At 50.5% G+C, this 12832-nt stretch carries 11 protein-coding genes; 2 read left to right on the top strand and 9 right to left on the bottom strand.

The genetic code is table 11. The features are described 5' to 3' along the window. Positions 1–342: 342 nt before the first annotated feature. Positions 343–1740: a PLP-dependent aminotransferase family protein gene (locus IP582_RS13225; RefSeq protein ID WP_193793445.1), complete on the bottom strand. Its 1398-nt coding sequence runs from the start codon at positions 1738–1740 to the stop codon at positions 343–345. A 92-nt stretch (positions 1741–1832) separates the two neighbouring features. On the opposite strand from IP582_RS13225, the gene IP582_RS13220 reads away from it, so the two are divergent. After that, positions 1833–2312, top strand: coding sequence for a carboxymuconolactone decarboxylase family protein (locus IP582_RS13220; protein ID WP_193793444.1), 480 nt, complete (start codon positions 1833–1835; stop codon positions 2310–2312). Here IP582_RS13220 and IP582_RS13215 read toward each other — a convergent pair. Next, on the bottom strand, positions 2304–3119 hold the full coding sequence (locus IP582_RS13215; RefSeq protein WP_228007890.1) for a LysR family transcriptional regulator: 816 nt from the start codon (positions 3117–3119) through the stop codon (positions 2304–2306). The two genes, IP582_RS13220 and IP582_RS13215, sit on opposite strands and share 9 nt — an antisense overlap. 185 nt (positions 3120–3304) lie before the next feature. On the opposite strand from IP582_RS13215, the gene IP582_RS13210 reads away from it, so the two are divergent. Continuing rightward, on the top strand, positions 3305–4720 hold the full coding sequence (locus IP582_RS13210; RefSeq protein WP_193793443.1) for an aldehyde dehydrogenase family protein: 1416 nt from the start codon (positions 3305–3307) through the stop codon (positions 4718–4720). Between the two features lie 81 nt (positions 4721–4801). Here IP582_RS13210 and IP582_RS13205 read toward each other — a convergent pair whose 3' ends face one another. The 7 genes from IP582_RS13205 to IP582_RS13175 all read right to left on the bottom strand — a co-directional run bounded on the left by IP582_RS13205 (position 4802) and on the right by IP582_RS13175 (position 12778). Beyond that, positions 4802–5476, bottom strand: a complete 675-nt coding sequence (locus IP582_RS13205) for a DUF2931 family protein (protein WP_110295275.1) — start codon at positions 5474–5476, stop codon at positions 4802–4804. Positions 5477–5518: 42 nt separating this feature from the next. After that, positions 5519–6178: a DUF2931 family protein gene (locus tag IP582_RS13200; RefSeq protein ID WP_193793441.1), complete on the bottom strand. Its 660-nt coding sequence runs from the start codon at positions 6176–6178 to the stop codon at positions 5519–5521. A 42-nt stretch (positions 6179–6220) separates the two neighbouring features. Next, positions 6221–6877 carry a DUF2931 family protein gene (locus IP582_RS13195; RefSeq protein ID WP_193793439.1) on the bottom strand — a complete coding sequence of 219 codons (657 nt, stop codon included), beginning with the start codon at positions 6875–6877 and terminating at the stop codon, positions 6221–6223. A gap of 42 nt (positions 6878–6919) precedes the next feature. After that, positions 6920–7591 (bottom strand): DUF2931 family protein, encoded by a 672-nt coding sequence (locus IP582_RS13190; RefSeq protein ID WP_228007889.1) that lies wholly within the window; start codon positions 7589–7591, stop codon positions 6920–6922. Beyond that, on the bottom strand, positions 7588–9441 hold the full coding sequence (locus IP582_RS13185) for a phospholipase effector Tle1 domain-containing protein (protein ID WP_193796269.1): 1854 nt from the start codon (positions 9439–9441) through the stop codon (positions 7588–7590). The genes IP582_RS13190 and IP582_RS13185 overlap by 4 nt, the downstream gene beginning before the upstream one ends. Before the next feature lie 254 nt (positions 9442–9695). After that, positions 9696–11273, bottom strand: coding sequence for a methyl-accepting chemotaxis protein (locus IP582_RS13180; protein WP_193793437.1), 1578 nt, complete (start codon positions 11271–11273; stop codon positions 9696–9698). A 266-nt stretch (positions 11274–11539) separates the two neighbouring features. Beyond that, positions 11540–12778: an EAL and HDOD domain-containing protein gene (locus IP582_RS13175; RefSeq protein ID WP_193793435.1), complete on the bottom strand. Its 1239-nt coding sequence runs from the start codon at positions 12776–12778 to the stop codon at positions 11540–11542. Positions 12779–12832: the final 54 nt, after the last annotated feature.

The following is a 12832-nucleotide window of genomic DNA, read 5'->3' as shown; positions in this document are numbered from 1 at the left end:
TTCTTTTCCCTGTCTTTAGTTACAACATACTATTGAAGAAGGTTAAAGCACACGCATCAGAATCGGCGGAAAAATGTAAAAAGGTCTATCAGGACGGAAGATCCTTTCTATACTTTACTTTGCCACACCAGTGCCGATACGTTCGGCCAGGGAAATCCGTTGTTGCCGCAGTCTGGCGCAACAAGAACGAAAGAGAGGGACAAGCAATGGAAAAGCTGGAAAGAGCGGTGCCTGTTGTTATGGGTCTGGTCGTCAGTATTTCGCTTATTGCCACGGCCTGGGATATCTCATTCGTCAGTACTTTGCCCTGAGTAGTTGCCTGAAAGGGGACACATTCCCCTTTCAGGCCTTAAACCATTCCCGTGTTTCTTTCGCTACTCGTTGTAATAACGCCACCGCCTCTTCGCTGCTATGAACATTGGTGTAACCCATGATTAAACCGTGGCGTTTTTCAGGGCTGTTATACCACTCTGAAAGTGGACTGACCTTTAGCTGCGCGTTTTGCCAGATTTTTGCCAGATGCACATCTTCTTTGCCATGGCGTAAAAAAGCGATAATGTGCATGCCGCCATCGTTAACCTCAATATCAAACAGATCCGGAAAAACCAGGCTTAGCGCATCGAGTGCCATCTGGCGACGTTGCTGATAAAGCGTGCGCATCTTCTTTAAATGGCGAAAGAAATGTCCTTCTGCAAGGAAGTTCGCAACGATTTTTTGTGTCAGCACCGGTTGTGCGCTTTCAGTGATTTCACCAGCCTCATGGAAGGCGTTAAGGGTGGTGCGCGGCATGACCAGATAGCTGATACGCAGGGCAGGCATCACCGTTTTACTGAATGTGCCCATATAAATGACCCGATCCCCATTATCAATACTCTTGAGGGCAGGCAGTACCTTGCGGGTGTAATGGAATTCGCCATCATAATCATCTTCGATGATCCACGCGTTGTTAGCATTGGCCCACTCCAGTAACTGGCGTTTACGCGGCAGGGAAAGGGTAACCGCCAGCGGGCTATGGTGTGAGGGAGTGATGCAGACAAAGCGGGCATCCGAATGGTATTTCAGCAAGTAATCAACGTTAAGCCCCTGCTTGTCGACTGGTGCGTAATGAAGGTTTTCGACCTTCTTTCTCAGTAATTGCTGGCCAAAGAGATAGCCCGGATTTTCAATGACGACTTTATCGCCGCGCGCCGCCAGCGCATCGAGGATGAGCGTAAGATTGTTACGATAACCTCCAGTGATATAAATCTGCTCCGCCGTGCAGGTCAGCCCACGAGAAACACTCAGATAACGGGCAATGGCCTCACGTAGCGGCGGATAGCCCATCAGTGGGGGATTGGTCATCTCTTTGGGTGACATAGCGCGCACGGCTTTGCCGGACAGAAGCAGCCATTTCTTGTAAGGAAAGGCATCCAGTGCGGGAATGCCCAGACGGAAATAGCCCTCCCTGTCGCGAACATCTACCATTGATCTGAGCTGTGTGTCAGCGGTCCAGGCCTGAACGGGGCATTCTTCCTTTTTGGGGACCAGCAGATCCGGGTTTACCCGCGTGCCTTTCGCACCCTGGCTGACCAGATAGCCTTCGCCTACCAGAATGGCATACGCCGTTTCCACGGTTTTTCGCGCCACCTCAAGTTCGTCAGCCAGCACGCGCACCGAAGGGACTTTGTCTCCGGGTCTTAACAACCCGCTGAGAATGTTGTGCCGATAGCGTTCGTAAATATCACGATAGCCTAACCTCATGTCCTACCTCATTTGTCTGTTTTTGTATCTTTTTAGTACGTCATAAATCTCTAATATAGCGGCTGTCAAATCAATTCATGAGGAAAATGACAATGACCACTCGCGCTAACCACTTCCAGACCGTACCTGTACTTATCAATACGCTGGTTGAAGCCAGCATGGCATCACATAAAAGTTCACTGGATGGAGCCATCAAAAACCTGGTGGATATTCGCGCTTCTCAACTTAACGGCTGCGCGTTTTGTCTGGATATGCATGTGAAGCAGGGCAAACTGCGCGGCGAACGCGAACTGCGTCTTTACCATGTGGCTATCTGGCGGGAATCACCCTTGTTTAGCGCCAAAGAAAAAGCGGCGCTGGCGTTAACCGAAGCCTTAACACATCTCGGTCCGGAAGGGGTGACGGATGAGGTTTATCGCCACGTGCGGGATCATTTTAGCGAGGTAGAAATTTCCGAACTGGCGTTTGCCATTGCCACCATCAACGCCTGGAACCGCCTGCAGATTCTCGCGCAAATAGCACCCGGCTCGCAGGATGCGGCCTATGGTCTGGATCGCGCCGGGTTACAGTGAGTGCTGCCTGTACTCGCGGATAAAGGCGATAAACGCCTGCAAACCGGCAGGGATATGACGATGACCGGGGTAATACAAACACAGCCCTTTAAAGGGCTGTGTCCACTCATTGAGCACACTGACCAGCCGGCCTGAACGTAAATCATCTGCAATATACAATTCCGGTAAAAAACCGATGCCGAGCCCGGCGCGTACCGCGGCAATGGATGTAAACAGGTCGGTGGTGGCAAGTCTCGGCGGCACGGCAATGGCAAATTGTTCGCCGTGACGAGCAAACTCCCAGCGATAAATACCCCCGTGCGACATTCGCATGCAGATACCTTGCTGCCGGCTGAGGGCTTCCGGGGTGAGCGGCGTGCCGTGTTCAGCAAACCACTGCGGCGTGGCGACCACCCGCATGTGAATATCCGGCGTCAGCGGCACGGCAATCATATCCTGTGGAACCGCTTCCGCCAGACGAACCCCGGCGTCGTACCCCTCGGCGACAATATCGATCATGCGGGCATCACTGGCAGTTTCCATGCGCATTTGCGGATAGCGCGCCAGAAAAGCAATCACCAGTTCATCAAGAAAAAGCTGCCCGATAGCCTGCGGTACATTAATGCGTAAGGTACCGGAAGGCTCATCAGGCAGGCTGTGAATTTCGTCCGCGGCCTGCTGGATCTCTTGCAATGCCGGACCGATGCGGGCGACAAAACGCTGTCCGGCTTCGGTGAGCGCGACACTGCGAGTCGTGCGGTTAAAAAGTCTGGCGTCAAGACGCGTTTCCAGCCCGGCGATGGCATTACTGACCGCCGTTGCCGACATTCCCAACTCCTATGCTGCGGCACGAAAGCTTCCCCGACGCAGCACCGCCATCACCACTTCCAGTTCAATCAAACCTGAACGATGCATAGATTATCCTGATAATCGAAACAACCCTTGCAGGATAACCCGGGTTATCGGCGCGATAAAGCTGTGTCAGACTGGCTGCATTAACCGTGGAGGACACTATGCAACAGCTTGAACATCTCTGGATCAATGGCGAATTTACCCGGTCCCAGGGCGAGGACTATTTCGATCTATATAACCCTTCTACCGCCGAGGTAACAGGGCGGATACGCATGGCAAATGCCGATGACGCCGCGCGGGCAATTGCAGCGGCAAAAGCGGCCTTTGTTCACTGGTCGCACACAAGTGTTGAAGAGCGGCTGGCAGTTTTACAGCGAATGCGTGATGCCATGGCCGCCTGTCAGGATGAACTGCTGCATGCCATTATCGAGGAGTACGGTGCCCCGGCGTCACGTTCCGCGTGGATGGCCAGTTATCCGGTGGCGGTGATTGATCAGGTCATTCATGATTTACGGCAATTTGAATTTTCCACTGCGGTTGGCAAAGCCCTGGTGAAGATGACACCGCTCGGGGTGGCCGGGCTTATTACACCCTGGAACAGCAACGCCGGGTTTATCTGCGGCAAACTCGCCGCGGCGCTGGCGGCTGGTTGTACGGCGGTGATCAAACCAAGCGAGATGAGCGGGTTACAAACCCATGTGGTGATGAAAGCGCTGCATACGGCCGCGCTACCACCGGGTGTTTGCAATATCGTTACCGGCTTTGGCGCGGTGGTGGGTGAGGCCATAAGCCGTCATCCGGACGTTGCCAAAATTTCGTTTACCGGCTCGACGCAGACCGGTAAGGCGATTTTACGTAATGCCGCCGAAAGTTTTAAACGTGTGACACTGGAGCTTGGCGGTAAATCTCCGACCTTGATTCTGGACGATGCCGATCTGGCGACAGCGGTACCGCTTGCCATCCAGGCCGGTTTTATGAACAGCGGTCAGGCGTGTATCGCCGGTACGCGAATTCTGGTACCACAATCGCGTAAAGCCGAGTGTGAAGAGGCGCTGCACAAAGCGGTTGCGGCGGTGAAATCCGGTGACCCGCTCGACCCGCAAACGGACATTGGCCCGATGGTCAGCGAAAAACAGTGGCAGCGGGTACAGGGATATATACATCTTGGCTTACAAGAGGGCGCACGTCTGCTGACTGGCGGAGAAGGGCGTCCGGAAAACAGCGGGAAGGGGTGGTTTGTGAAACCGACACTTTTTACCGATGTGGACAACAGTATGCGCATCGCCCGTGAAGAGATTTTTGGCCCAGTATTGTCGATTATTGCCTATCGCGACGATGACGATGCCGTAGCAATCGCTAACGACACAGATTACGGCCTTAGCGCGTTGGTGTTGGGCTCAGATGTGCAGCGCGCGCAGCGTATCGCCGGGCGTATCATCTCCGGTCGGGTGCAAATCAATACCCTGGCACACGAAGCCGGGGCACCGTTTGGCGGTTTTAAACACTCAGGGATCGGCCGCGAAATGGGGCGCTGGGGGATAGCGGCGTTTATGGAGCCGAAGGCGGTGGTCAGGTAGCCCAGTAAAAAATGGTTTTTCGCAAGACTGATTTATGAACTGAAAACAAAAAGGATCAGCCAGGGATCCTTTTTGCCAGGATCACCAGCGACCGTAGGGGTAGGTTTTATCTTTGATGAAATCTTTTACGTACTGGTCATATCCATCAGGAATACTGTAATTAAAATCAATCAGTGTAGGCACCTCTTTACATGCATCAAGACCTTCCCCGGACAGGGTGGTGAGTCTTCGTGGCTGAACAGGAAGGTTATCGCCCGCTGCACTACTTCGCAGCCATATCCGGACTTTCCCTTCCGGTGCCAGACCAATCAACAGGGTTTTGTACCAGGCCGTGTTGCCTAACCGATCTTTCCCGCTTGGCGTCATCATGGTGTCGTAGATGGAGCGGTGAAACACAATCCGCGTCTCGTACGTTTTTTTGTCGATCACCGAGTCCCAGCAGAACAACATCATGGCCGGTGGATGGCGCGCTTTGTTGAAGCGAATACTCCTGCTGCCCGTTCGGTTATTCCAGGTACCGACAACAGCAGGATCGGACTCGGTGTAGTCGAGTGTACTGAACGTGTAAACGACATCTTCGCTGTCAATAATTAACGCACGTGTGGCAAAAGCGGGTAGGGCATGGGGGGTAAAAAAGTCGAACTGCCATTTGCCGTAAGGCATTTCGCCGGTGTCTTCCGGGGTCTGCGGCGAATGTGCCTGACAGCCGTTTAAAGTCATCAGCAGTATCAGGGCTGCGGGGGTTTTGCGTGTCATAGATTTCTCCGTCCATGGAACAGTCCTTTATTTCAGCCAGGATCACCAGCGACCGTAGGGGTAGGTTTTATCCTTGATAAACTCGCGGGTTGTTTTGGTGTAACCATAACCCTGAGAATGGTTAGTTATTCCTTTGCAGGCATCCAGTTTATCCCCGGACAGGGTGGTGAGCCTTCGTGGCTCAACGGGAAGGTTATCGCCCGCTGCACTACTTCGCAGCCATATCCGGACTTTCCCTTCCGGTGCCAGACCAATCAGCAGGGTCTTGTACCAGGCCGTGTTGCCTAGACGATCTTTCCCGGTTGGCGTCATCATGGTGTCGTAAATGGATTTATCAAACACAATCCGCGTCTCGTACGTTTTTTTGTCGATAACCGAGTCCCAGCAGAACAACATCATGGCCGGTGGATGGCGCGCTTTGTTGAAGCGAATGCTCCTGCTGCCCGTTCGGTTATTCCAGGTCCCGACAACAGCAGGATCGGACTCGGTATAATCGAGTGTACTGAATGTATAAACGACATCTTCACTGTCGATAATCAACGCACGTGTGACATCTGCGGGTAAGGCGTAGGGAGTAAAAAAGTCGAACTGCCATTTGCCATAAGGCATTTCGCCGGTATCTTCCGGGGTCTGCGGCGCATGTGCCTGACAGCCGTTTAAAGTCATCAGCAGTATCAGGGCTGCGGGGGTTTTACGTGTCATAGATTTCTCCGTCCATGGAACAGTCCGTTATTTCAGCCAGGATCACCAGCGACCGTAGGGGTAGGTCTTATCCTTGATAAACTCGCGGGTTGTTTTGGTGTAACCATAACCCTGAGAATGGTTAGTTATTCCTTTGCAGGCATCCAGTTTATCCCCGGACAGGGTGGTGAGCCTTCGTGGCTCAACGGGAAGGTTATCTCCCGCTGCGCTGTTCTGCAGCCATATCCGGACTTTCCCTTCCGGTGCCAGACCAATCAACAGGGTTTTGTACCAGGCCGTGTTGCCTAAGCGATCTTTCCCGGTTGGCGTCATCATGGTGTCGTAAATGGATTTATCAAACACAATCCGCGTCTCGTACGTTTTTTTGTCGATAACCGAGTCCCAGCAGAACAACATCATGGCCGGCGGATGGCGCGCTTTATTGAAATGTGCACGCATCCGGACCCGGTTATTCCATGTCCCTATAGTGTCAGGATCCCCGGGCTGGCTGTCCAGTATGCTAAATGTATAAACGATATCTTCGCTGTCAATAATCAACGCACGCGTGACATCAGCGGGTAAAGCGTGAGGGGTAAAAAAGGCGAATTGCCACTTACCGTATGGCATTTCGCCGGTGTCTTCAGGGGTCTGCGGCGTATGTGCCTGACAGCCGTTTAAAGTCATCAGCAGTATCAGGGCTGCGGGGGTTTTGCGTGTCATAGATTTCTCCGTCCATGGAATAGTCCGTTATTTCAGCCAGGATCACCAGTGACCGTAGGGGTAGGTTTTATCCTTGATGAAATCCTTTACGTACTGGTCATATCCATCAGGAATACTGTAATTAAAATCAATTAGTGTCGGCACCTGTTTACAGGCATCAAGACCTTCCCCGGACAGGGTAGTGAGTCTTCGTGGCTCAACGGGAAGGTTATCGCCCGCTGCGCTGTTCTGCAGCCATATCCGGACTTTCCCTTCCGGTGCCAGACCAATCAGCAGAGTCTTGTACCAGGCCGTGTTGCCTAATCGATCTTTCCCGGTTGGCGTCATCATGGTGTCATGGATGGAGCGGTGAAACACAATCCGTGTCTCGTACGTTTTTTTGTCGATCACCGAGTCCCAACAGAACAACATCATGGCCGGTGGATGACGCGCTTTGTTGAAATGTGCATGCATCCGGACCCGGTTATTCCAGCTTCCTATGGTCCCGGGATAGCCGGGTACTCTATCAAGCGTGCCGAAGTTATAAACGACATCTTCACTGTCGATAATCAACGCACGTGAGACAAAAGCGGGTAAGGCTTCAGGGGTAAAAAAGGCGAACTGCCATTTGCCGTAAGGCATTTCGCCGGTTTCTTCCGGCGTCTGCGGTGCACGTGCCTGGCAGCCGTTTAAAGCCATTAGCAAAATCAGGGCTGCGGGGATTTTTGACATCATGCGTTTTTCCCATCCATGTTATAAACCGTTCGAATCCAATTTTCATCTGGCCGGTTAACAAAACCAATCAGCTCGGCAGGGGAAGCGCCACCACGAATAACGCCGCTCGAATAAGTGATAATGGCATTCCAGTGCGCCGAGCAGTGAATATAGTTCGTGGCGATTATATTCAATTCTGTCTCGCTAAATTTTTCCGGCTGATGGCCGGAGCGCACGGCTTTTCCCATTGAAACCGCTTTTTTACAAAGCGGAATCAGCTCAGGAGGAAGATTCAAATTATCGTTTTCTTGAATATCCTCAAATAACACCCCCGCATCCTGCGCTGCATCGAGCATCACTCGTAGCACTACTTTCGACCAGTCGTTTTTGACATTTCGGTGTCGCAACGTTAATGCCGCATAGCTGCGTTTTTGTGGTTCGCCATAGCGATCAGACGGCATACGGTCATCAAACCAGGTCTCTGCAGAAATTTCACTGGTACGCATGATCGGGGCAATGCAGGGGTAATTATCGAGGATTGCCATTTGTTTTAGGGTTTGATAGTAACCTCTGGTCTCTTCTTCGGGTTGACGGAGCGGCACGGTATCCGTTTGCGGGCGCGTCAAAAAAAGATTTTCCTCCAGTAATGGCAGGTACCCTCCGCCAATGTCCGAGTGTACGCCTGGCAATGCCAGCTCCGGCCATGCGGGTTTTACGCTATTTAGCGCGAAATTGAACCGGCATTCATGTGCCGCCGTGATGTGAAAGACTTTTTCTGCCACGCCGGGACGAAGCGCAATATTTACTGCTCCTGTGTCGGCGTTATGTGGATTGAACCCATTCGTCGGAGTGCCAATTGCAGCCACAGTGTCAAAAATGCCAATAAAACGGGTCTTTCCGGCGGGCAGCCCCGTAAAGGACATACCTTGCATGCCATCCTGGATAGCGCTGATGATGGCCGGGTCTCGCGCATATACCCGGTTGGCAAAATGTCTGGCTGCTGCCGCGCCACGGCTAAAACCAAAGATATCGAACTGGAGGGACTGGATGATGAGCTGAGTATCTGGAATATTATTATTCAATTCAGCCAGGACTGTCTGAATATGCTCACCAATAACAGCTACGGCTCTGTCTGTCTTGGCAATAACACCCGTGTCGGATATCCCCAATCCCTGTCCGATAGTACTGTCGGGTTTACCTGATTCAGTTCCGATACCCTCAATATAAATGGGATGCTGAATCTCAGTACTGTCTGGTGAGAAACGTTGTTTATACAACGTTGCTAACCAATGCACGTTGGTGTAATACCCCAAATAACTGGTTGCGCCGATACCTGAAACACCGAATTTATCTCGTGCACATTTACCCAGAAGCGTTTCGGCTTCCCTGCCTGACATGTGGAAGTGTTCTGCCGTACATGCTTTCATCATGTTTGCGGCATTGACGGCGTTATTGCCTGTACCATCAAAGAAAATGCCAATCGTTAGCGTCACTTCGCGCTTTTCTTCCTGTTTTTCCTGTTCAGGAGCAGGTGTGGTCAAATTTGGCTTATGGGCAGATTGCGCGTGCTGTGTTGGCTCTCGCCCACCTCCGCCTGTTTCATATGTATCGTTGAGCTGAGATGCGATAAATCGAGAACGGCACGGGCAGCTACTCATGCTGTGCAGCGTCCCTGCCATCATTTTGTTGTGAAGAAATGTCTGGGGAACACCCCCTATTATTTTATAAACGCCAGAATATCTGCCGCAGGTTACGCTATCGAACTCTCGTGCCTGCGGTATTCCCATGATGGTATGATCATCTGCCCCCTCAATAATGACGCCGCCACAGGTGGTTTTGTCGCCTCTGACTAAAAAATATCCTATTGCCATCATTATCCTCCCTGATGTTTGATTCCGATCCTTCGGCAACGCCTGTCAGTAGATTTTCAAATCTGGAAACGTTTTAAAGATGTTGTGTGCATGGTAACCAGGTCTTTGCACTAAACCTAAATTCCAGCCGTATTCCAGGATGATGCTAAGGGTTTTTCTGGGTTGTAGTATCAGGGATGTCAGAAGAGAGTTGCGAAGGAATGAAGAAGGGTGACGGTGATAGAGAGACGCCGGTTTCCCGGCGTCACGTTTTCTTAGCGTGAGTCTTGCATTTTTAACTGGAAGAAACGCACGGAGTTACGCAGTTGTTCGCTTTGCTCAGACATGGAGTGGGCAGCGACAGCGGCCTGTTCCACCAGCGTGGCGTTCTGCTGGGTAACCTGATCCATCTGGTCGATGGCGACGCTGATTTCACGAATCCCCTGATGCTGCTCGGTCGAGGCAGCGGAAATCTCCGCGACAATATCGGTCACTTTATTCACAGAGGTGACGATCTGCTCCATCGCCCGGCTGGCGGTGTCTGCATAACGAGAGCCGTCGGTAATTTTATGGACGGTCCCTTCGATAAGTTGCTTAATTTCTTTCGCGGCGTTGGCACTTTTTTGCGCCAGAGTACGCACTTCACCGGCGACCACGGCAAAACCTTTACCCTGTTCACCGGCGCGGGCGGCTTCGACGGCGGCGTTGAGCGCCAGGATGTTGGTCTGGAAAGCAATTCCTTCAATCACAGAAATGATATCGACGATTTTCTGCGAGCTGTCGGAAATTTCATGCATCCGCTTGAGCATATCGTCCACTTCTTTTCCGCCTTTTACGGCGGTCTGTGACGTTTCGCGCGCCAGCTCGCTGGCCCGGCGGGCGTTGTCGGCGTTGCTTTTTACGTTTTCCGTAATCTGCTGCATATTAGACGAAGTCTGCACCAGTGAGGCGGCCTGTTCCTCAGTACGTTGAGACAGGTCGCTGTTACCCTGAGATATTTCACTGGCGGCAAGGGAGATAGCTTCGCTACCATGGATGATGCCGTCGATAATATCGGCCAGCTTGCTATTCATAAACTTGATGGTTGCCAGCAGACTCTGGGTGTCGTTATCTTTCAGTTTGACGTCGGCTTTCAGATTACCCGAGGCAATTTCATTCATGATCTCCACGGCGTAAGCAGGCTCGCCGCCTAACTGGCGAGAGAGGCTACGGGAGATAACCAGGGCGATGAACCCGGTGGCAATCAGTGCCAGTAGCAACAACCCACAGAAAGTGTAGAGGGCTTTGTCGTAGCCGGACTGCGCAATAGCCCCCGCTTCTTCACCGCTGGCCACTTCTTTGTCCACCAGGGTAGCAAGGTCTTTCATCAACTGGGTACGGTATTTGGACGACACCGCGCCGCTGATTTTGGATGCTTCCTCAAGTCTGCCTGCGCTAACGGCCTCGATAACTTTGGCGTTAACGTCGACGAAATTACGGAAGTTATCGACAACGGTATTAAACAGTGTGCGGGTATCTTCCGGTGCGTCGGCGGAAATTTTTGCGAACTGGCGCTGGGCATTTAAAAATGTCGCCTGGTTTTGCAGCAGTTCGCCACGATGTTGTTCCCGCTCGGCAGGCGTGACGGAACCGATATACTGAATTTGCTGTAAGCGCATTTCTGATAATACGCCACGCATTTCCAGGGTATATCGGACGCCCGGCATGCGATTATCGCGGAATTTATCAATATGGGATTTACTGATGTGCAACTGATAAATGGAGACAATACCAAGTACTAACATCATCGCTATAAGAATGGAAAAGCCAGTGAGCAATTTTGCTAATACAGATGCCTGAGAAAATTTTTTCATAGTGATCATTTTTTAATGAAAAGGTATTACCTATATCGGTAATAAACGCGAAAATATTGATTATTTTTAATTGATCTCAATCACATATTTTTTATTTTATTGCGACGAATAGGTGTCGGTTAAAAAATAAACTCTGGTCGAAACAGCATAAATGTTAAGGATGTAAATAAAATGAAAACAACATGTTTATTTATAAAGTGAAATAATGTTTCACCCATAAATAATTTAGCAGTGAAAATAACCACCCAAGGAATGGTTTTAGTTATTTATTTTGCAAAACTCACCGGCAGCTCATCGGCCCATTTTGTCGCTTTATTCATCATCTCGGTCACTGCTGCTTCTGGTAGCCCTATATCCTGCGCCATATCGCTGGCTTCTTCCCACATGCGTTGCTCGTAGAGCATAGCAAGGCAAACGTACTGATAAAGCACGCCGTTTTGGTGCTGGAGGGCCATGATCACCTCTTGTGATACCGCAATTTGCGCCATCAGATCTTCCAGCGGCATTTCAAGGATCACATCCAGTAACGAAAATAGCCCAACCATAAAGGCTTCGTTGGATAACGGGTGAGAGGAGGTTCGGCTCGCTGCCAGTTCGCAGAATTTGGCGCGAATCAGACTTAAATAATAGATTTCGGTAGTCTTAACGGTTTCGAATGAAGTTAAACAGGCGACCAGTACAAAGCGACGCAGTTCATTAATCCCGAGATAAAGCACAATATCTTTCAACGATTGATTGCGTAAACCTGAAATACCCCTTTTATTATAAAGGATATTTTGTGCGTAACGCATAATTTTGAAAGACAACGACACATCGCGTTTAAGTAGATCTTCGATGCGATTCAAATCTGGCGATTCGACGTTTACTTCGTGCATGAGCTTTAAGGCAAATGCGCGGTTGTGTAACAATTTGTTTCTTTTATGTACTACGGGTTTGCTGAAAAAATAGCCCTGAAAGAGATGGAAACCCATTTTTTTATAGGCTTCAAACTCGTCATAACTTTCCACCTTTTCGGCAAGAAAAACCGCATGACGGAGCATCTCTCGCTTATTGCCTATATAAGCAGCAATTTCTTCACGGGTATTTTTCTGAATATCGAATTTAATAATATTAATATAGGGAATAAACGCATCCCACTCGCTACTCAGCGAAAAATCATCCAGGGCGATACGAAAACCCTGGGTTTGCATCCGTTTTACGGTTTCCAGCAGGCGATGGTCGGGGCTGGCGGTTTCGAGAATCTCAATGATGACACGGTCTTTGGGCAGGGTTTCGGCGAGGCCATCCACCAATAATTGATGCGGAAAATTAACGTAAACGGAATTGTTCTCATCTTTGCGGCCCACTGGCGCGCCAAAAAACTGTTCTTCAATCAGTTGTGTGGTTGCCTGTTCCGATGAAACATCAGGGAAACGATTTACCATGCTATCCCTGAAAAGCAGTTCATAACCGACAGTGTTTAATTTGTTATCAAAAATTGCCTGTCTGGCCACAAAAGAAAACATTCATTACCTCACAAATCCGTACGCCTCACATCATTCTCGATAATACAAGGTACA

Source organism: Citrobacter sp. BDA59-3 (assembly GCF_015167655.1).
Taxonomy (GTDB): domain Bacteria; phylum Pseudomonadota; class Gammaproteobacteria; order Enterobacterales; family Enterobacteriaceae; genus Phytobacter; species Phytobacter diazotrophicus.
Note: the sequence above shows the minus strand (reverse complement) of the source record. Positions and strands in the feature narration are given on the sequence as shown.

What these genes read in the sequence shown, in the direction of transcription:
- IP582_RS13205 (WP_110295275.1), bottom strand. Translation starts at nt 5,476, where the DNA reads ATGACACGCAAAACCCCCGCAGCCCTGATACTGCTGATGACTTTAAAC.
- IP582_RS13210 (WP_193793443.1), top strand. Translation starts at nt 3,305, where the DNA reads ATGCAACAGCTTGAACATCTCTGGATCAATGGCGAATTTACCCGGTCC.
- IP582_RS13225 (WP_193793445.1), bottom strand. Translation starts at nt 1,740, where the DNA reads ATGAGGTTAGGCTATCGTGATATTTACGAACGCTATCGGCACAACATT.
- IP582_RS13200 (WP_193793441.1), bottom strand. Translation starts at nt 6,178, where the DNA reads ATGACACGTAAAACCCCCGCAGCCCTGATACTGCTGATGACTTTAAAC.
- IP582_RS13220 (WP_193793444.1), top strand. Translation starts at nt 1,833, where the DNA reads ATGACCACTCGCGCTAACCACTTCCAGACCGTACCTGTACTTATCAAT.
- IP582_RS13175 (WP_193793435.1), bottom strand. Translation starts at nt 12,778, where the DNA reads ATGTTTTCTTTTGTGGCCAGACAGGCAATTTTTGATAACAAATTAAAC.
- IP582_RS13185 (WP_193796269.1), bottom strand. Translation starts at nt 9,441, where the DNA reads ATGGCAATAGGATATTTTTTAGTCAGAGGCGACAAAACCACCTGTGGC.
- IP582_RS13195 (WP_193793439.1), bottom strand. Translation starts at nt 6,877, where the DNA reads ATGACACGCAAAACCCCCGCAGCCCTGATACTGCTGATGACTTTAAAC.
- IP582_RS13190 (WP_228007889.1), bottom strand. Translation starts at nt 7,591, where the DNA reads ATGATGTCAAAAATCCCCGCAGCCCTGATTTTGCTAATGGCTTTAAAC.
- IP582_RS13215 (WP_228007890.1), bottom strand. Translation starts at nt 3,119, where the DNA reads ATGTCGGCAACGGCGGTCAGTAATGCCATCGCCGGGCTGGAAACGCGT.
- IP582_RS13180 (WP_193793437.1), bottom strand. Translation starts at nt 11,273, where the DNA reads ATGAAAAAATTTTCTCAGGCATCTGTATTAGCAAAATTGCTCACTGGC.